General features: G+C 60.3%; 17 protein-coding genes. 8 read left to right on the forward strand and 9 right to left on the reverse strand.

The window, feature by feature from the left end; genetic code table 11:
• Window positions 1–39: 39 nt before the first annotated feature.
• Genes PMI22_RS25165 through PMI22_RS25125 form a run of 9 tightly spaced genes read right to left on the reverse strand, consistent with a single transcriptional unit; the run spans window position 40 to window position 11,850 of the window.
• Complete coding sequence (locus PMI22_RS25165; RefSeq protein WP_007943238.1) at window positions 40–945, reverse strand: acyl-CoA thioesterase; 906 nt, start codon at window positions 943–945, stop codon at window positions 40–42.
• Window positions 935–1,702, reverse strand: a complete 768-nt coding sequence (locus tag PMI22_RS25160; RefSeq protein ID WP_007943239.1) for an enoyl-CoA hydratase/isomerase family protein — start codon at window positions 1,700–1,702, stop codon at window positions 935–937. The genes PMI22_RS25165 and PMI22_RS25160 overlap by 11 nt, the downstream gene beginning before the upstream one ends.
• A 25-nt stretch (window positions 1,703–1,727) precedes the next feature.
• Window positions 1,728–2,876: an acetyl-CoA C-acetyltransferase gene (locus PMI22_RS25155; RefSeq protein WP_007943240.1), complete on the reverse strand. Its 1,149-nt coding sequence runs from the start codon at window positions 2,874–2,876 to the stop codon at window positions 1,728–1,730.
• Window positions 2,877–2,905: 29 nt separating this feature from the next.
• Window positions 2,906–4,078, reverse strand: coding sequence for an acyl-CoA dehydrogenase family protein (locus PMI22_RS25150; protein ID WP_007943242.1), 1,173 nt, complete (start codon window positions 4,076–4,078; stop codon window positions 2,906–2,908).
• Between the two features lie 54 nt (window positions 4,079–4,132).
• Window positions 4,133–6,265 (reverse strand): fatty acid oxidation complex subunit alpha FadB, encoded by a 2,133-nt coding sequence (gene fadB / locus PMI22_RS25145; protein ID WP_007943243.1) that lies wholly within the window; start codon window positions 6,263–6,265, stop codon window positions 4,133–4,135.
• Window positions 6,266–6,309: 44 nt separating this feature from the next.
• Complete coding sequence (locus PMI22_RS25140) at window positions 6,310–7,302, reverse strand: NAD(P)H-dependent flavin oxidoreductase (protein ID WP_274517753.1); 993 nt, start codon at window positions 7,300–7,302, stop codon at window positions 6,310–6,312.
• Window positions 7,299–8,456 carry an acyl-CoA dehydrogenase family protein gene (locus tag PMI22_RS25135; protein WP_007943245.1) on the reverse strand — a complete coding sequence of 386 codons (1,158 nt, stop codon included), beginning with the start codon at window positions 8,454–8,456 and terminating at the stop codon, window positions 7,299–7,301. The genes PMI22_RS25140 and PMI22_RS25135 overlap by 4 nt, the downstream gene beginning before the upstream one ends.
• Before the next feature lie 11 nt (window positions 8,457–8,467).
• Entirely contained in the window at window positions 8,468–10,624 is a 2,157-nt protein-coding gene (locus PMI22_RS25130) for a 3-hydroxyacyl-CoA dehydrogenase NAD-binding domain-containing protein (RefSeq protein WP_033048766.1), read from the reverse strand.
• A gap of 17 nt (window positions 10,625–10,641) precedes the next feature.
• The gene (locus PMI22_RS25125; RefSeq protein ID WP_007943247.1) at window positions 10,642–11,850 is read right to left on the reverse strand and encodes an acetyl-CoA C-acetyltransferase; all 1,209 of its coding nucleotides are present in this window, start codon (window positions 11,848–11,850) and stop codon (window positions 10,642–10,644) included.
• 170 nt (window positions 11,851–12,020) lie between these two features.
• Between PMI22_RS25125 and PMI22_RS25120 the strand changes: the two genes are divergently transcribed.
• The 8 genes from PMI22_RS25120 to PMI22_RS25085 all read left to right on the forward strand — a co-directional run.
• Window positions 12,021–12,419 carry a hypothetical protein gene (locus PMI22_RS25120; RefSeq protein ID WP_007943248.1) on the forward strand — a complete coding sequence of 133 codons (399 nt, stop codon included), beginning with the start codon at window positions 12,021–12,023 and terminating at the stop codon, window positions 12,417–12,419.
• A 100-nt stretch (window positions 12,420–12,519) separates the two neighbouring features.
• Window positions 12,520–13,467, forward strand: a complete 948-nt coding sequence (locus PMI22_RS25115) for an NAD(P)H-dependent flavin oxidoreductase (protein WP_007943249.1) — start codon at window positions 12,520–12,522, stop codon at window positions 13,465–13,467.
• Window positions 13,464–14,462, forward strand: a complete 999-nt coding sequence (locus PMI22_RS25110; protein WP_202949205.1) for an NADPH:quinone oxidoreductase family protein — start codon at window positions 13,464–13,466, stop codon at window positions 14,460–14,462. The genes PMI22_RS25115 and PMI22_RS25110 overlap by 4 nt, the downstream gene beginning before the upstream one ends.
• 4 nt (window positions 14,463–14,466) lie before the next feature.
• Window positions 14,467–15,228, forward strand: coding sequence for an enoyl-CoA hydratase/isomerase family protein (locus PMI22_RS25105; protein WP_007943251.1), 762 nt, complete (start codon window positions 14,467–14,469; stop codon window positions 15,226–15,228).
• Between the two features lie 228 nt (window positions 15,229–15,456).
• Window positions 15,457–16,770 carry a phenylacetate--CoA ligase family protein gene (locus PMI22_RS25100; protein ID WP_007943252.1) on the forward strand — a complete coding sequence of 438 codons (1,314 nt, stop codon included), beginning with the start codon at window positions 15,457–15,459 and terminating at the stop codon, window positions 16,768–16,770.
• Window positions 16,767–17,459: a hypothetical protein gene (locus PMI22_RS25095; protein WP_007943253.1), complete on the forward strand. Its 693-nt coding sequence runs from the start codon at window positions 16,767–16,769 to the stop codon at window positions 17,457–17,459. The genes PMI22_RS25100 and PMI22_RS25095 overlap by 4 nt, the downstream gene beginning before the upstream one ends.
• A gap of 49 nt (window positions 17,460–17,508) precedes the next feature.
• Window positions 17,509–19,059, forward strand: a complete 1,551-nt coding sequence (locus PMI22_RS25090) for an AMP-binding protein (RefSeq protein ID WP_007943254.1) — start codon at window positions 17,509–17,511, stop codon at window positions 19,057–19,059.
• 283 nt (window positions 19,060–19,342) lie between these two features.
• Window positions 19,343–19,534: hypothetical protein (locus PMI22_RS25085; RefSeq protein WP_007943255.1), on the forward strand; the 192-nt coding region annotated here is incomplete at its 3' end.

Consider the following 19,534-nt stretch of genomic DNA (forward strand, 5'->3'; position numbering starts at 1 on the left):
ATGAAAAGGGGGCTTGCGCCCCCTTCGCATTTCTACCGTTCAACGTAATCGATACAAGCCTTCCTGCCCCAACGTCGCTACCAGTCTGCCCTTTTGATCGTGAACGTGGCCTAGCGTCAAGCCGCGCCCCGAACCCGTGAATGGACTGTGGGCAGAGACCAGCAACCACTCATCGGCCTGCACATCCTGCTGATGGAACCAGATCGTGTGGTTGAGGCTGGAAACAAACAGATCCTCCCCCAGTTTGTGTTCACGGTGTGGCATCAGCGCCGTTATGCCGAACCAGAAGTCACTCAGGTAAGCGAGCACTGCCGGTTGCAGTCGTGCTGGCAGATTGGGGGACTGAGCGGTGCGCATCCAGTATCGGATCCTGGCTTGGTCGTCGCGGCCGAGCACAAACTGTTCCGGGTCTGCCGGACGAATATCCACCGAACGGGTTTTGCCGATAAACACCCGTTCTATGGGATTGAGTCGTTGATGCAAGGCTTCGCGAACCTGTACCAGGCCCATCAAGCTTTCCGGGTCGGGTGCGGCTTCACATGGCTGTTGGTGCTCCATGCCGTTTTCACCGGCATGGAAGGACAATGTGGCAATCGCAATGGAGCGGCCGTGTTGAATGAGTCGAACCAGCCGCGCGGCGAAGCGTCTGGTTTGCTGTATGCGTTCGACTTCAATCGACAGGGGAGCGTTAACATCACCTGCAGCCAGAAAGCTGACTTGAAGGACGTGGGGATGCAAATGCGCGTCGACGGTGGCGATGGCGGCTGCGACCGCCAGGCCCAGTGTTTGCCCACCGTAGATCGCAGCATTCTGATTGGCGTGGAAGCAGTTGCAGGTGAAGCGGTCCGGTCCGACTTCCACCACGTCCAGGAGAGGCGTGATATCCACGCCATCCCAGGTTTCAGACGCTGTGTTGAGGTGTTGCACAGTGGCTTCAGAGCCCACGAAAAACTCCTGCGCGCTTTTGGAAGAATGCGTCACGGCCTTCGGCAAAATCTTCCGACCCAATCAGCAAGGCTTGAGTGTCGGCCTCCCAGTCAAGCAGGGTGTCCAGGCTCAAAGGGTATCGACCCAACAAGGTTTTGGCTGCCGACAGCGGCCCTGGTGCACTGGCGGCCAATTGTTGGGCGCGCTGGAGAGCCGTCTCCAAGACCTGCCCGGGTTCGGCCAGAAAGTCGACCAGGCCTAGGCGTGCAGCTTCTTCACCGCCGAGAATCTGCTGAAACATGACCAGCTGGCGAGCCCGTGGCAGTCCGATACGCTGAGGCAGGGTCCAGAGTGAACCCCAGTCAGGCATGACCCCGACTTTGCCGAATACTGCACCGAAGCGGCTGTCGGCATCGGCCACGACGAAGTCGCAAGCCGCTGCCAAGGACAGGCCGGCACCGAATGCAGCGCCTTGCACGGCGGCGATCACCGGCACCCGACCATTGGCGATGGCACGAATGACCCGATGGCCGCAGCGCATGTCCTTGCGCATGGCCATCGGCCGGGTATCGAGGCCATCCAGCGGCCCCCCGGCACAGAAGTGCTGGCCGCCGCTGAGTACGATCACCCGAACGTTCTCGTTGTCTTGCAGGCTTTCGAGTTCGTCGGCCAGGCGGCGATAGAGTTCAGGTACCAAACTGTTGCGCTTTTCCGACAGGTTCATACTGACCAGAGCCACCGTATCGTGGTGGCTGACAGTGACGGCTGTATTCATCAGGCAATTCCTTGGGTTTATCGGCTTACAGCCGCTCGATGATGGTCACGTTGGCCAGACCGCCGCCTTCGCACATGGTCTGCAAGCCATAACGGCCACCGCTGCGCTCCAGTTCGTGGAGCAAGGTGGTCATCAGCTTGGTACCGGTGGCTCCGATCGGGTGGCCCAGGGCGATGGCGCCGCCATTGACGTTGGTCTGCTCGGCCGAGTAATCCAGTTCCTGCAGCCAGGCCATGGACACGCTGGCGAAGGCTTCGTTGATCTCCACCCGATCGATGTCGGCCATGCGCAGGCCGGCTTTTTCCAGGGCCCGGCGAGTGGCGGCGATAGGTGCAGTGAGCATCCAAACCGGGTCGTCGCCAAGAACGCTCATATGGACGATGCGTGCCCGTGGTTTGAGGCCATAACGCTTGACTGCCTCTTCGGAACAGACCAATACCGCACTGGCGGCATCGGACATCTGGCTGCTGGTGGCCGCAGTCAATTGCCCGTCCGGCAGCAATGTCTGCAGCGTGGCCATTTTTTCCAGGCTGCTGCGTCGGGCCGTTTCATCCATGCGCAAGTCGCCATAGGGCACGATCTCCCGGGCGAAACGCCCTTGCTCGATCGCGGCCAGAGCACGCTCGTGGGAGCGCAGGGCATAGGCTTCCATGTCCTGGCGAGTAAAACCCCAGTGACGCGCAATGCGCTCGGCGGCCTCGAACTGCGAGAGCTGTTGCGTGCCATAGCGGGCCTGATAGGTTTTGGCTGAGGTCCACGGATCGGCAAAGCCCAGGTCCTTGGCAATGTACAAGGCGGTGTTGATAGGGATCTGACTCATGTTTTGCACGCCGCCGGCAATCACCACATCTTGAGTGCCACTCATGACGGCCTGGGCAGCAAAATGCACGGCTTGCTGGGACGAGCCACACTGGCGGTCGATGGTCACGCCGGGCACGTTATTGGGCAGGCCGGCACCCAGCCAGCAGAAGCGAGCCAGGTTGCCTGCATTCGGGCCAATGGCATCGATAGTGCCGAAGATGACGTCGTCATAGTCCTCGGCTGGAATCGAGTTGCGCTCCACCAGTGCCTTGATGACATGTGCGCCCATGTCCATGGGGTGTTCCTGGGACAGGCTGCCGGCGCGTTTGCCGGTGGGCGTACGCAGCGCATCGACGATATAGGCTTGTTTCATGCAAAGCTCCTTGATCGAGTGGGCCGCGCTCAGCGAGCCTGAGTGTGAGGACGCAGAACGTTCTTGGCGATGCTCCAGCGGTGCACTTCCGATGGGCCGTCATAGACGCGGAAGGCCCGCACATCGGAGAAGATCCGCGCGACGATGGTTTCGTGAGTGACGCCCTGGCCACCGAGGATCTGTACGCTGCGGTCGACCACACGCCAGATTGCTTCGGAAGAGATCACCTTGGCGACGCTCGAGGCATGGCGCCCAAGGTTGCCCTGGTCCAATACCCAGGCGCAGTGCCAGACCGCCAGGCGCGTGACGTGCAGGTCCATTTCGTTATCGGCCAGCTTGAAACCAACACCTTCATGCTCGCCCAGGGATTTACCGAATGCCTGGCGTTGTGCCGCGTAGCGGGTCGCTACGTCATGGGCGCGACGTGCTGCACCGAGCCAACGCATGCAGTGGGTCAGGCGGGCAGGGGACAGGCGCACCTGCGCATATTTTAGGCCTTCGCCAGGCTCGCCCAATACGTCACAGGCAGGCACCCGCAGATTGTCGAAACGCACGACGGCATGGCCACCGGGGAAGCATGAATCGAGTGCGTCCATCGCACGTACGATCTCAATGCCCGGACGGTCCATGTCAGCGAGGAACATGGTCGCCCGACCATCTTCAAGCTTGGCCATGATGATGGCGAAAGTGGCCCCTTCGGCTCCGGTGATGAACCATTTCTCGCCTGTGATCAGGTAATCGTCGCCATCGCGAACGGCAGTGGTGGCGAGCATGCCCGGGTCCGAACCCGCACCCGGCGAAGGCTCGGTCATGCAGAAGCACGAACGAATCTCGCCCAGGGCCAGGGGCTTGAGCCAGCGCTCTTTCTGCGCCGGGGTGGCGATCACCTCCATCATGTGCATGTTGCCCTCGTCGGGCGCAGCAATGTTCAACGCCACCGGCCCCAACGGCGAGTAGCCCGCTTCTTCGAAGAGTATCGCCTTGGCCCGATGGTCAAGGCCAAGCCCGCCCAGCTCGGTGGGCATGTGCGAGGACAGCAGGCCGGCTTTGCGTGCCAATGAAATCATTTCCCGGCGCAGGTCCTCGGTCGGGCCATGAGCGGTGCAGCGCGGGTCCTTTTCCAACGGGATGATGTGCTCGGCGATAAAGGCACGGGTGCGTTGTTGCAGGTCGAGCAGCTCGGGTGACAGGGTGAAGTCCATGGTTATTTCCGCTTCAAAAGGCTGATAAGAATGGTCGAAGGTGCATGCACGGATTCATGAATGGAACTTCAGGTTTTTCGAAGCCATATCGCGCATTTGAGGAGTGACTTGGTAAAGCCCTCCGAGAGCGGCGTAGTGGTCGCAACGCTCTACCAATGCCGGCAAGCCGAGCCAGTCGGCGTACTTCAGGGCGCCACCGATCGGACGCGGGAAACCCACACCGAGGATCAACGCCATGTCGATTTCGATGGCACTTTCGGCGATACCTTCCTCCAGCGCCCGGGCTGCTTCGATCAGCGTCGGCAGCATGATGCGCTCGACGATTTCATCCGAGCTGAACTCGCGACGCCCGTTTGGCTGCACGCTGGCCAACAGGATTTCGGTGTGCGGATCGACGGATTTCACCAGACGGCCCTTGATATCGCGGTCGTAGCGGTAAAAGCCTATTGCGCTCTTCTGGCCCAGACGCTTGTCGGCGACCATGGCATCGACCGCATGGGAGAATCCGGGCAGCATGCGTTCGCCGTAGCCCTGAGTGATGCATTCGATTACATGGCGCGAAGTGTCCATGCCGATGACATCCTGCAGGTACGCAGGGCCCATGGGCCAACCAAAATCCTCCATGGCCCGGTCGATGGCCCGGTAGTCGGCACCGTCATGAATCAGTCGCAGAAAAGCCACGATGTAGGCGGTCAGGATCCGATTGACCAGAAAGCCCGGGCAATCCTTGACCACGATAGGCGTTTTGCCCAGGGTCGCGGCGTAGCTGGCAACCGTTGCCGCCGATTGCTCGCTGGTATGCGCGCCGCGAATGACTTCGACCAGCGGCATGACGGGCACCGGGTTGAAGAAGTGCATGCCGACGAAATTTTCCGGGCGTTGCAGCGCGCTGGCCAGCTCAGTGATGGACAACGACGAGGTATTGGATGCAAGCACGGTAGCGGGGGCAACCAGGTTTTCGACTTCGGCCAGCACGGTTTTTTTCACCGCGAGGTTTTCAACAACGGCCTCAACCAGTATGTCGACTGCGCCCATGCCCAGATAATCCAGAGTTGGCGTAATCGAGCCCAGTACCTTTTCGGCCTGGTCCTGGCTCATGCGGTTGCTGCTCACCTGCTTGTCGAGCAATCTGCCGGCTTCGGTCATGCCCAGATCCAGTGAAGCCTGGGAAATGTCTTTCATGATGGTCGGTACACCGCTGGCAGCGCTGGTGTAGACGATACCGCCGCCCATGATGCCGGCGCCCAGTACCGCAGCGCTGTTCAGCTCGCGCGAAGCCTTGGCGTAGCCGCGCGCTTTCTTGCGCAGGTACTGATCGTTGATGAACAGCTGCACCAGTGCCTGGGCGGCCTGGGTCTGAGCAACTTGTGAAAAGGTAAGGTTTTCTTCGGTCAACGCCTCATCCACGGACAGCGCGGCGCTGCGCTCGAGCAGCTCGATGGCCAGCAGTGGCGCAGGCACCAATGGGTTGCGGGCAATCACGGCAGCCTTGGCATCGGCAATCTGTTGCGCATCCAATGCAAAGTGCTGGCTGCGTTCAATTCGCCGCTGGCGCCAATCACGTGAACCACTGACGGCCTCGGCCAATACGGCCAGCGCACATTCGCCAACAGCCGAGTCATCGACGACTTCATCGACTGCACCGAGTTGTTTTGCAGTCGCTGCCTTCTGTGGCTTGCCGGAAGTGATCCAGTCGATACTGGCAGCGGCGCCGATCAAGCGGGGCAACCTGGCCGTGCCGCCCAAGCCTGGAATGATGCCCAGGCCGACTTCTGGCAAGCCGACCTTCGCGTTGCTGCCCAATACCCGGTAATCGGTGGCCAGGGTGACTTCGAAACCGCCACCCAAAGCCAACCCGTTGATAGCCGATACCGTCGGTATCGGGAGCTGCGCCAATTCGTTGAAAACCTGGTTCTGGGCCAGGTTGTAAGCGGCCAGTTCAGCTGCGGGGCGGGCGAACAGTTGAGTGAACTCGAATATGTCGGCACCGACGATAAAGCTGTCCTTGGCACTGGTCAGCACCAGCCCAATGATATCACCGCTGTCGCGTATTTCTTTGCAGGCGATGCGCAGCTCTTCGACTGTCAGGGCATCGAATTTGTTGACGGCCTCGCCCTTGCGGTCGAAGCACAGTTCGACCAGTTGATTGTCGAGGCGGGTCAGGTGCAGCGTTTGACCTTGATACATGCGATAACCTGCTTTCTTGTTTGTTTTGTTTAGGCTGGGCTGATTCAGGCACTGGCCAGGCGCGTGGCAAACGCCAGGCGCTCGCGGCATTCTCGAACCATGCGCTCAAGCAATTCGTCACAGGTTGGCAAGTCGTCGATCAAGCCAATGACCATGCCTGCCGTGATGATCCCTTCGTTGATCTCACCGGCCTCCAGCGCGGCACGGCCGCGAGCACCGGCCACCAGCGGGCGAATGTCTTCAAAGGCGCAACCACCTGGGCGACGTTCGGTGGCAACGACTTCATCGGAAATCGCGTTCTTGAATACCCGGGCGCTGTTTTTCATGCTGCGAAAGATCAGGTTGGTATCACGCTCGGTGCCCTTGAGCAGCGCGGCCTTGATGTTTTCGTGAATCGGCGCTTCCTGGGTCATGCAGAAGCGGGTGCCCATGTTGATCCCCTCGGCACCCAAGGCCAGGGCGGCGGCCATGCCGCGACCATCGCCAATACCGCCTGAGGCAATTACCGGGATCGTCAACGCCTTTGCTGCCGCCGGAATCAGCACCAGGCCAGGAATATCTTCTTCACCGGGATGCCCTGCACATTCAAAGCCGTCAATGCTGATGGCATCCACGCCCAGTTTTTCGGCACTCAGGGCGTGCCTGACCGCCACGCATTTATGAATGATGCGAATGCCGGCCGCTTTCATCTTCGGCATGAATTCAATCGCTTTGTTGCCGGCGGTTTCGACAATGGTCACCCCATTGGCGATGATTGCATCGATGTACTCGTCGTAAGGCGGAGGACTGATGGTCGGGAAGATGGTCATGTTGACCCCGAACGGGCTGTCAGTCATTTCGCGGCAGCGGCGGATTTCCTTGGCCAAGGCTTCCGGGGTCGGCTGTGTCAGGCCGGTCAGCATGCCCAGGCCACCCGCGTTGGAAACGGCGGATGCGAGTTCTGCGCGGCCAACCCACTGCATGCCGCCCTGAATGATTGGATAACGGATGCCAAGCATTTCGGTAATACGTGTTTTCATGGTGACTGCCTCGTTCACTTGACTTTTCGTTCATCCAGGCCGAGGGCCCGGCCGATGATTTCTTTCATGATTTCGCTGGTGCCAGCGAAGATTCGCGACACCCGCGCATCGCGGTACATCCGGGAAATTCGGTATTCATCCATGTAGCCGGCACTGCCATGCAGCTGCACGCATTCATCCATGACTCGTCCTTCGAGTTCCGAGGTCAGCAATTTGGCGGACGCGGCGCCTTCGGCACTCAACTGGCCGGCGTTGTGTTGCAGCACCAACTGGTCGATCCAGGTCTGCTGGCAATCGAGCAGGGCGCGCAGTTCAGCCAGCTTGAATCGGCTGTTCTGGAAGGTGCCGACCGGACGGCCGAAGGCTCGGCGATCCTTGACATAGTCCAGGGTCAGGTCGAAGGCGACCTGGGCATGGGCCATCGACTGGCAGGCTGAAAGCAAACGCTCTTCAGCCAGGCCTTCGGCGAGATAGGTGAAGCCTTTTTGCGGATCGCCCAAGCCGTTGGTCTTCGGGATGCGCACGTTGTCGAAGAACACAATCACGGTGTCCTGGGCATCGAGGCCCATCTTCGTCAATGGCGTACGACTGACCCCTGGCCAATCCGCTTCCACCAGAAACAGGCCGATTGCATAGCGTTCGCTGCCGGTTCGAGCGGCGACGACCATCAAGTCGGCATTGAGCCCATTGGAGATGTACAACTTGGAACCATTGAGCATCCAATGATCGCCGCAGTCCTCCACGCGCGCTTTCATGCCGGCCAGGTCCGAGCCGGCGTCCGGTTCGGTCATGGCGACGGCGAGGATCGTCTCGCCACTGATGCAGCCCGGCAGATAGCGTTGACGCTGCTCCTCTGTACCGAAGCGTTGCAGGTAAGGCCCGACAATGCGTGAGTGCAGGGTGAAAAACACGCCGATGTCGCCGTGGCGAATCACCTCTTCGTAGACGATCTGCTCGTAGCGCAGATCCTCCAGGCCGCAACCGCCATAGGTTTCATCGGCCCACATCAACAGCAGTCCCTGTGCGCCGGCCTTGCGAAAGATTTCCCGGTCGCAACGCCCGGCTTCACGCCAATGATCGACGTTAGGGGCTATTTCTTTCTGCACAAACTTGCGCACCTGGTCGCGGAACAACTCATGGTCGCTGTCAAAGATCAGTCGATTCTGGAACATGTGCTGTCCTCTCAGGCCGCATCGTTGCGTGGGTGGAAGCGCTCGCCGCGCTCGGCACGGGCACGCAGCCAGGCCGAAGGCCGGAAACGCTCGCCAAAGGCATCGGCCAATTGATCGCAGCGTGCGACGAAAGCTTGCGCACCGAGGGTGTCGATCAGAGAGAGCGTGCCGCCCGTCCAGGAAGGGAAGCCCAGTCCGAGGATGCTGCCCAGGTCGGCATCGGCGGCGTCGCTAAGTACACCTTCCTCGACGCAACGCGCGGTTTCCAGCGACTGGATGTAGAGCAGGCGGTCCTTGACGGTGTCGACATCCGGTTGTTGCGCGGCACGCGGGAAGTGCTCGGCCAACCCCTGCCACAGATGCTTCTTGCCGCCCTGCGGGAATTCATAGAAGCCACCGCCGCTCTTGCGGCCGAGACGGCCAAGGTAGTTCATCAGTTCGACCACGGGCCTGGCATGCAGGCGCAGGAACTTGGCCGGCAGGCCATCCTTGTGGGCCTGGTCGATGACACTTTTCTGCAGGTCCAGCGAGACTTCATCGGTCACTGCCAACGGGCTGGTGGCCGCACTGGCCAGGCGCGCGGCATTTTCGATCAGAGCCGGGTTGACGCCTTCGGCCAGCATGGCCATGCCTTCATCGGTATAGGTACTGAAGATGCGGCTGGTATAGAAACCGGGGCTGTCGTTGACCAGGATCGGGGTTTTGCGCAATTGACCGACAAAGTCCAAAGCGCGGGCGATGGTTTGTTCGCTGGTCTGCTTGCCGACGATCACTTCGACCAGCGGCATGCGCTCGACCGGCGAGAAGAAGTGCAGGCCGATGAAATTATCAGGACGCTTGGAATATTCGGCCAGCCCGGTGATCGGCAGGGTGGAAGTATTGCTGGCAAATACTGCATCAGGCGCAAGCACGGCTTCGGCCTTGCTGATCACCGATGCTTTGACTTCACGGTTTTCGAAAACGGCTTCGATGACCAGATCGCAACCGTCGAAGGCGGCGTAGTCAGAGCAGGGCTCAATCAGGGCGAGGATGGCATCGGCCTTGTCGCGGGTCTGGGTGCCGCGCTCCACGGCCTTGTCGAGGATGCGCCGGGAGTAGTCTTTGCCCCGGGCCGCAGCATCAGCGTTGGTATCGAGCAGCATGACCGGAACACCGGCAGCGGCACTGACGTAAGCGATGCCAGCGCCCATCATCCCGGCACCCACCACGCCCACCTTGCGCACGGCAGTTTTGGCCGGGCCTGCAGGGCGGCGGACGAGTTTGTCGGCGGCGCCTTTGTTGATGAACATCGTGCGCATCAGGTTGCGTGCGACCGGATTGGCCTGCAGCGTGCCGAAGTACTTGGCTTCGACCGCCAGGGCCTTGTCGATAGGTAACTGGGTGCCTTCAAACACCGCCGAAAGAATCGCCAGCTTTGCGGGGTAGTTTTGCGCGCCGGAGGCTTTGGCCAGGGTAGTGCCAAACTGGAAGGAGCGGGTGGCGTGCGGGGCCAGACAGCCCACACCACCGGCAATCCGGTAGCCTTTTACATCCCACGGTTGAGTCACTTGCGGGTTGTCCAGAACCCAGCTACGCGCTCGCTCCAGCAGATCAGCAGCATCGACCAGCTCATCGACCACGCCCAATTGCAAGGCTTGGGCAGGTTTCAGGCTGGTGCCTTCAATCAACAGCGGCAGGGCTTTTTCTATCCCGATCAGACGAGGCAGGCGTTGCGTACCACCACCGGCAGGCAGCAAGCCGACGGTGACTTCTGGCAAGCCGACGATGGCTTTGGGACTATCGACCAGCAAGCGCCGATGGCACGCCAGCGCCAGCTCAAGGCCGCCGCCCAGCGCCAGGCCATTGAGCGCGGCGACGAAGGGCTTGCCACCGGTTTCGATGCGACGCATGAGAGCGTTTTCGCGTTCGAAGCGTTGCGATGCCTGCACAGCATCGACCCCCTGGTCGAAGGCATCGACCAGGTCCTTGAGATCGGCGCCGGCGATAAAGCCGGATTTGCCTGAGGTCAGGACTGCACCGCGAATGCCGGTGTTGGTAATGACTTCTTCGACCGCTGCCTGCAATTCACTAACGAACGTGGGTGTAAACACATTCACCGGGCGATCAGGCAGATTGATTGTAATAACGGCTACGCCATCGGCGCCCAGTTCCAGTTTCAAGGTATTCATTGTGTTCGATTCCATGCTCAGATCCGCTCGATCAGGGTGGCGGTGGCCATGCCGGCAGCGGCACACAAGGTGACGAGCGCGATGTTCAGGTCGCGACGCTCCAGTTCATCGAGCACAATGCCGATCAGCATCGCGCCGGTTGCGCCGAGTGGGTGGCCCATGGCGATCGAGCCGCCATTGACGTTGACGCGGTCAGGGTCGAGATTGAAATGGCGCATGTAGCGCATCACCACCGAGGCGAAGGCTTCATTGACTTCGAACAAGTCGATGTCTGCGATGGTCATGCCGGTTCGAGCCAGCAGCTTTTCGGTGCAGGCCGCGGGGCCGGTGAGCATGATGGCCGGCTCGGAGCCGATCGAGGTGTAGCTGCGCACACGGGCGCGAGGACGCAGGCCCGCATTGCGGCCGAATTCGGCATTGCCGAGCAAGACGGCAGCCGCACCGTCCACGATGGTGCTGGAGTTACCCGCGGTGTGGACGTGACGGATCGCTTCGATATCCGGATAGCGCTGCAGCATCACGGCATCAAAACCGTTCTGGCTGCCCATGGCCTCGAAAGCCGGTTTGAGACGCGCCAGATCATCCAGGCTCGCGCCATGGCGAATCGCTTCATCACAATCGAGCAGGGGCTGGCCGAGCAGGTCGGTGACAACGAATTGCGATTGCAGGAATCGACCATCCGCTTCGGCAGCTGCTGCCCGTTGCTGACTGCGCAGGGCAAAGGCATCGACGTCTACCCGGCTATAGCCGTCCTGTTCGGCAATCAGATCGGCACCGATGCCCTGGGGGATGTACCAGGTTTTCCAGATGACCTGGGGGTCGGTATAAACGGAGCCGCCATCGGAGCCGATTGGCACCCTCGACATGCTCTCCACACCACCGGCAACGATGGCCCGCGCTTCGCCTGCACGCAGAGTAGAGGCAGCCAGGTTGACGGCTTCAAGGCCTGAGGCGCAGTAGCGATTGAGCTGCAGGCCCGGCACGCTCTGGTCGTAGTCGGCAGCCAGGGCCGCGACCCGGGCAATATTGCCGCCTTGCTCACCAGCCGCCATGACACAACCCAGTAAAACATCATCGACCAGGCTGGTATCGAGTTGGCTGCGATCGCGCAAGGCGCTCAGGGTCTGGGCTGCCAGCGCGGTAGCACTGACTTCATGCAGTGCGCCATCCGGGCGGCCCTTGCCGCGCGGGCTGCGTACGTGGTCGTAGATAAAGGCGTCATTCACGTCAAGGATCCCTCAAGGTCGGTGCGGCGGCGAACTGCCGCATGAGACCTAAAGATTATAATCATACATATAATAGAGCAAGAGGCAGGACCATCGGAATCGAAGGAATACCCGACGTGGGGGAGGCTCGCTGAAGAGGATTGACGCTTTCTCGAACATCAGGTCTCGCGATGGCATGTGCATCGCGGCCACCAAGGCGGCCGAGCCGGATTCAGCGCGACATCGTCCAGCGCACCATGCAAGTCCATGGCTCGCTCGGTGTTTTGCACGAAATGGTCCTGGGCGAGATGTGGATCTATGCCGCATCCAAGGGGCTGGTCGATGGCTTGGCTGCAGTGCACAAGGTGACGGTTGCGAAGAATCTGCTCAAGCACTACCAGCCGGCTCCCGGGTTGATCCCGATCGAGCATCCGATATCGCGCGGGCTGTTGCTGGAGAAACTCAAGGACTACCTGAGGAAGCTCTCTCGAAGGAAAATTGCGCGCTTGGCCCTCGTTTTTGCCGTTGTGCGGATAATGAAATTTCGGCTCACTGGTAGGGAAAGCTTTGAAAATATTATGCGCCAATGATATATATGATTTAGCTCGAATTTGGGGTGTTGGTTCAGTCTTTATCCATCCGTTTTCGACCTTCCGGACGCCATCACTCATTCCGAGTACAGGAGAGCTTATGCCATTGCCCACGCTTCTACGCGACCGTCTACGCCTGCCCCTGGTGGCCGCGCCCATGTTTTTGGCCAGCAGCCCGAAGCTGATGCTCGCCCAGTGCCGGGCCGGTGTCGTTGGCTCGATGCCGGCCTTGAATATTCGCAGCAGTGAGCAACTGGACGACTGTCTGGCCCAGTTGGTAGAGGAACTCGCAACGACTCCGCAGGCGGCTCCTTTTGCCATCAACCAGATTCTGTCTCCTGCCAATTCGCGCAAGGAACGTGACCTGGCCCTGCTGGAAAAACATCGCGTACCGGTGGTTATCACCAGTGTCGGCTCCCCGGGCGAAGTGGTTGAGACCGTACATGGTTACGGCGGCCTGGTGTTCCATGATGTGGTCAGCGTGCGGCATGCCGAAAAAGCCGCGGCCGCAGGCGTCGATGGCATCGTAGCGGTGTGCGCTGGCGCCGGCGGTCATGGTGGCGACCTTAATCCGTTTGCCTTCGTCAATGAAATTCGTAGCTTCTTCGATGGCACGTTGCTGTTGTCTGGCGCGTTGGCCCACGGCAAAGACATTCTGGCCGCGCAGCTGCTCGGCGCGGACCTGGCCTATATGGGCACTCGTTTCCTGGGCACGGCCGAAAGCGAGATTGATGCCGTGTACAAGGAGATGCTGCAGGCTGCCGGTGCTGACGACATCGTCTACACCGACCTGTTCAGCGGGATGCGTGGCAATTATCTGAAAGCCAGTATTGCTCGCACGGGGCTCAATCCCGCGCGTTTGCCAGCGGCGCCGCAACCCGGAGTCGGGACCGGCGGGCATGGCGATTTCAAGCTGTGGAAAGACATCTGGGCGGCCGGGCAGGGCGTTGGCGCGATCAACGGGTTGCCCAGTGTTGCCGAATTGATCGATGAATTGGAGCAGCAGTACCGAGCGGCGCTGAAACAGGCCCAGGCGCTGGCGTTGTGAGCGAGGTGCGCATGCAGGCTGTGTTGGGCCATCGCCTGGAAAGCCTGGATGACTATGCGCTTGACAGTCTTCCACTGCCAGAGCCTGGCCCCGGGCAGGTACGCCTGAAGGTCCATAGTGCCGGGCTTGGTTTTGCTGACGGGTTGCTGTGTACCGGTCGCTATCAGTTGAAGCCGGCCTTACCGTTTGTGCCTGGGTGCGAGTTTGCCGGGGTCGTCGATGCCCTGGGGCCGGGGGTCAATGGTGTCGAGCCTGGTCAGCGGTACGCGGCTACAGCAATGGGCGGCGGCTGCGCGGAGTTTGTCGTGGTGCCAGTCTCAAGCCTGGTTCCCCTGCCTGATGGTCTGGATTTTGCCCGCGCTGCGGCGTTCTGGGTCGATTACACCACGGCCTTCCACGCCCTGCGGGACCGCGCCAGGCTGCAATCCGGCGAGCGGGTTTTGGTGCTCGGTGCTGCCGGTGGCCTTGGTCTGGCGGCCGTTCAGATCGCCCGTCTGCTGGGTGCTCAGGTCATTGGCGCAGCGTCCACTTCGGACAAGCGCGAAGCTGCGCGGGCAGCCGGTGCACAACAGTGCCTTGACTCAAGCGCGGCCGATTGGTCGGAGCAGCTCAAGATTCTGACCGGGGGCGTCGGTGTCGATGTGATTTTCGATCCGGTTGGTGGTGAAGGATTCGAGGCGGCTTTCCGGCGTCTGGCTTGGGGTGGACGTCACCTGGCCCTGGGCTTCGCCGGTGGTGGCATCCCGGCCTTGCCTACTAACCTGGCGCTACTCAAGGGTGCCGCTTTGCTAGGCGTGGATATCCGCCAGTTTGCCTTGCGCGAGCCGGAAAAGGCCGCTGCCTCCCGCGAACAATTGGCGCGCTGGGTTGACGACGGTACGTTGCAACCGGCCGCAGGTGTTGTCTATGCCCTGAACGATTTCCAGTCGGCGTTGGCCTCGACGTTCAATCGCCAGCGTATCGGCAAGACCATCTTAACCGTGCTACAGGAGTAAAGCCGTGAACCTGATTGACCATCATCGCCAGGGCAATTGCGCTGTACTGACCCTCAATCGCCCGCAAGTACTCAATGCGATCAATGATGCCTTGCTCGATGAGCTGGATGCGCATCTGGACCGTATTGCCAGTGACGACAGTCGCGCACTGGTCATCACGGGGCAGGGGCGGGCATTCTGCGCCGGCTCCGACCTCAGCGAGCGTGATGGCGATCCGGCCGTGCGTATCGCACGCATGCATCGCTTGATGCTGCGTCTGGCTGAGTTCCCGAAAATCAGCGTGGCAGCGATCAATGGTGCAGCCATGGGCGGCGGCCTGGAAATAGCCCTGGGCTGTACGTTTCGGGTCTGTGTTGCAGAGGCAAAAATGGCTGTCCCGGAGATACGCCTGGGATTGATACCGGTCTACGGTGCCACCCAGTTATTGCCCAGGCTGATTGGTCCGGGGCCTGCACTGCGGATGATGATGAGCGGAGAAACACTTGATGGGCCGGCCGCCTGCAAGGTGGGTTTGGTCGATCATATTGCCGATAGCGCGGATGACCTGCTGGAAGAAGCCTGTGATTTTGCGGCGAAGTACAGCGGTTACAGTCTGCCGGCCCAACAGGCCATTCGTCAGGCGGTGCGTGTAGGCACCAGCCTTTCGTTAGCGGATGGCCTGGCATTGGAAGCCAAACTTGGTCACCGCGTTGGTATGACCGATGATGCCAAGGAAGGTGTCCTGGCATTTGTGGAGCGCCGTAAGCCAGTATTCAAGGACTGTTGATCTCGCGCAGGTATTGCGCGGTGTGATATTGGCTATTTAGGTACTAATCATTGATACGATTTTGCGGCTTGATGCATGCTTGGTGCTGTCGCATAATCAGCTTGATGATTGATATAAAAAGCCGGTGCACTCAGCCTCAATGCGGCGCGACTGTTTCGCCAGGAACGACCGGAGTTTCATAACCCGGCGCCCGGCTACCAATAGCTACGACAATAACAAGGTAACGCTATGACACGACTGGACGACGACAAGTTTTTCGACCCGGACATGGAAACGATGTCGCGGGCTGATATCGAAAAACTACAGGAGGCGCGGATCCTCAAGCTGGTTCCGTATGTCTACAGCCGCTCGGCACTGATCCGCGAGGTTTGGGATGAGGCGGGCGTCAAACCCGAGGACATCAAGAGCCTGGCGGACTTCAAGGCCAAGGTGCCGTTTATCGACAAGGACCGTATCCGCCAGTTTCGCGACGAGCATGGCGACCCGTCTGGCGGCCTGGTCTGTGTCGGCCCGCCGCATTTACGCGGTGTCGGTTTTACCTCGGGGACGACCGGCGATCCGACTCCGCTGCCGCGCTCCGAATACCACGTTGCAATCGCCGGGCTCAAGCGCGAGCTCTGGCATATCGGGGTGCGTGCAAACGACTACTTCACCTACGCATTGTTTACCTTTCGCGAAGGTCTGAACGCCGACAAGTGGATGGACAGCGGTTTCCGCCCGGTCACCGTACAGCACCTGCCCAGCGAAATGCCTCACCTGGTCAAGATGTCTCGTGAGTTGCGCCCCAAAGCGATGTTCATGCTCTCTACTCCGCTGATCATCGCGCTGGAGAAATATGAGAAGGACACCGGCGACGACCTCAAGGAGGCTTTCAGCTCCTATAAGGGCGTTGTGTTCGGCGGCGAGCCGATGAGCCCGCATTTCCGTGCCGTGGTCACAGGCTGGGGCCTGGAAATTTTCGAGCTCAGCTCGCTGGGCGACATCACCACCACCATGGACTGTCGCGCCCATGACGGCATGCATACCTGGGAAGACATCGCCCTTATCGAGCATTTGGACCCCGACGGTGACGCCGAGATGCCAGATGATTCGCGCGGCGAACTGGTCGTCACGGCATTGCTGGACGACGTCGGTCCGCTGATTCGCTTCCGTACCGATGACCTGGTGCAGTTCACCCGCAAGCCGTGCAGCTGCGGGCGCACCCATGGACGGCTCAAGCCCATCGGGCGCAAAGGTGACGAGATGTTGATCGAGGGTCGCTCGATCCTGCCGATCGATATTTGGCCGCTTATGGAGCAGTTCGAAGAGACCCGCACAGGCTTGTTCCAGATGATTCGTCCGCAGCGCGAAGCCGACGTCCTGACCTTGCGTGTGGGCTATGAGGAAAGTGCACTGAAGGACAGTCTGGAGCAGTTGTCGGCACGGGTTGCCGATGTCGTTTCCACCGCGCTGCAGGTGCCGGTGAAGATTATTCTGGCCACGAACCAGTCCATGCTCAAGGACGGACCGCCAAACAAGATCCCGAGGGTGACCAAGCAATGAATAGTCCAGTTCAGCAGTCAACCGTACTTTCCCCGATGGCCGTGGGTCGTTACATCGACGCGCAGGGCGAGCGTCAGGCCCTGCCATATTCGGCACTGGAAACCGAACGCTCGACGCGCTCGATCCTCAAGGTGCTCAACACCTTCGATTTCCATATGGGCAGCAATCTGCTGGTCACCGCGCTGTTCGACCAGGGTATACAGGCCCTGGGGATGGAACGTGCGGTGATGCAATTCAACATGGTAGCGGTTTCGGCCGACTCCTCACTGTTTGATGCCCGTCGAGTGGAGTCGATCATTCGTCGCTTCAATCTGGTCGGCGCCTATGGCATCACCGCTGCCACACTGGACGGTTTGGCAGGGCTTGGCCACGACCCGCTCAAGCTGTTTGCCGGCTTGGTGGTCTGGGCCTGGCCTGACGCGTATGCGCGGTTGGCCGGTCAACCGGGTTTGACGGTGTTTCGTTGCCTTGAGCTGGGTCCAGCGCTGGCCATCGAATGCAGTGCTGGTACGGGAGCGCACATCGACCGCTTCGAGTGGGCAGTGGACGCAATCGACGGAGAAGTGGTGATCAGCAGTCGCCTGGAGCGCTGCCAACCCTTCCATCACTACCACACCGGTGTGCGCGGCAAGGTGCTGCATGGCGCCTGCAGTTGCGGCAGTGCCGATCCCCGGATTGTTCCAGCCTGACACGCTTCGCCCCCGGCCTGGCCGGGGGCGATCGATGAGGACTCCCAAGATGCAACAGGCCCAGACGGCTCAAGATAATTTCAACCTGATCCGCATGCACGGCGTGGCGGACGTTTTGCGTGAGCACCGACGCTCGCGCCCGAACATGCAAGCGGTAGTGGATGGCGACACACGCCTGACCTGGCCGCAACTGGACGCTCGGGTCAACCGTCTCGCCCATGCCCTGCAATCCGCCGGTGTGACGCATGGCCAGCGGGTTTTGTGGCTGGGCCAGAATGATTTCAGGGTACTCGAATGTTTGCTCGCGGCAGCCAAACTCGGTGCGGTTTTTTGCCCGGCGAACTGGCGCCAGAGCGCCCATGAACTGGCCTTCGTCATCGATGATTTCAAACCTGCTGTGGTGCTTTGGCAGCAGGCAGAGGTCGGAGAAGCAGTAGTTCAGGCTCGTGAGTTGAGCCAGCATGCCGCGCTGTGGGTACAGGCCGACGATGAAAGCGGCTACGAGAAGTGGATCGCAGGCCAGCCGGATGTCGATATCGAGACTCGGGTGGACGCAGATACCCCCTTGCTGGCGATCTATACCGCGGCATTTGGTGGTCACCCCAATGCGGCGCTGCTGACCCAGGGCGCGATCCTCTATCAGGGCTTGATGCTGGCGTACAGCAATAGCATCAGCGAAGCATCGGTGTTCCTCAATTCCGGCCCGCTGTTTCATTTGGGCACCTTGAACTCGACCCTCGCGACGTTCCAGTTCGGTGGCAAGAACGTCTTCATCGCCCGCGTGGATGCCGAGCGCATGCTGCAACTGATCGAACAGGAGCGGGTCAGCCATGCCTTCGTGGCGTTACCGACCCTGGAGCAGATTCGCCAGATCAACGCCGACGGCTGCTACGACGTTTCCAGCCTGTGGTCGTCGCCACTGGCGCCGGAATGGACCAGCCCCTTGGTGATGCCACAAGGTGCACCGCTCAACCGCGCCCCGCGACTGTATGGCCAGACTGAATTGGTAGGCTTTACCGTGATGGCCTGGCTGGGTGGGGAAGGGGCCGGACGACCGTCGCCGTTGGTGCAGGTGCGTATCCTTGATGACAGCGGCCAAGACGTGCCCGACGGTGATGTCGGAGAAATCAGCGTCCGTGGCGCGCAGGTCATGGCCGGTTACTTTGATCGTGAAGAAGAGAATCAGCAGCGTACCGCGGATGGCTGGTATCGCACCCGCGACCTGGGCAGGCGTTTGCCGGACGGTGCTATTGCCTTTGTCGGGCCGAAGACAACCATGATCAAGTCCGGGGTGGAGAACATTTACCCTGCCGAGATCGAAGGATGCCTGCGCATGCTGCCACAGGTGGCGGATGTCTGTGTGATCGGCGTACCAGACCCCGTTTGGGCTCAGAGCGTCAAGGCCCTGGTGGTGTTGCGCGAAGGGCAGCACATCGAGGCCGACGCAATGATCGAGCACTGCAAAGTACGCCTGGCATCGTACAAAAAACCGAAGATTGTCGAGTTTGTCGACAGTCTGCCGCGCGGTGGTGACGGGCAGCTGAATCGTGATGCCGTCAATGAGCTGCATGGTGGCGGAGGTTATCCAGCCACTGCTTGATTCGAGAGCGCTGAGTGGTCAACGGCCCAACCGGTTTTCACCGGTTGGGCCGTTTGCGTTTTTACGGGTGCCTTGTCCGAATCCGCCCGGGATTTTCTGGGTAATATTGACGCTTAATGATTTATATGATTAGTATGATTCATGGGTTGTGGCAAGCAATGATTTTTCTGCTTCCTTAGCCCTGCGGTCGTTCCGTGGAACAAGCGCCACCCATAACAATTCCAAAAGGTGAGGAGGTTTCAATGCGCGCGAGCCCGTTGTCCTCCGCGAAGGAGCCATGCGCATGAATGCCGTACCTGTACAGTCTAGAAGTTGGAAGTGGGTCATCATTGCGTTGATCGCTGCGGATATCGCATCGATCTTTGAGACCAGCATGGTGTTTTCTGCCATGCCAACGTTTTATCGCCTGTTCGACGATCCCGCGCTTGTCGGCTGGACCCTAACTGCCTTTATGTTGGTAGCCGCTGCAGCGGCA

Source organism: Pseudomonas sp. GM21 (assembly GCF_000282215.1).
Taxonomy (GTDB): Bacteria; Pseudomonadota; Gammaproteobacteria; order Pseudomonadales; family Pseudomonadaceae; genus Aquipseudomonas.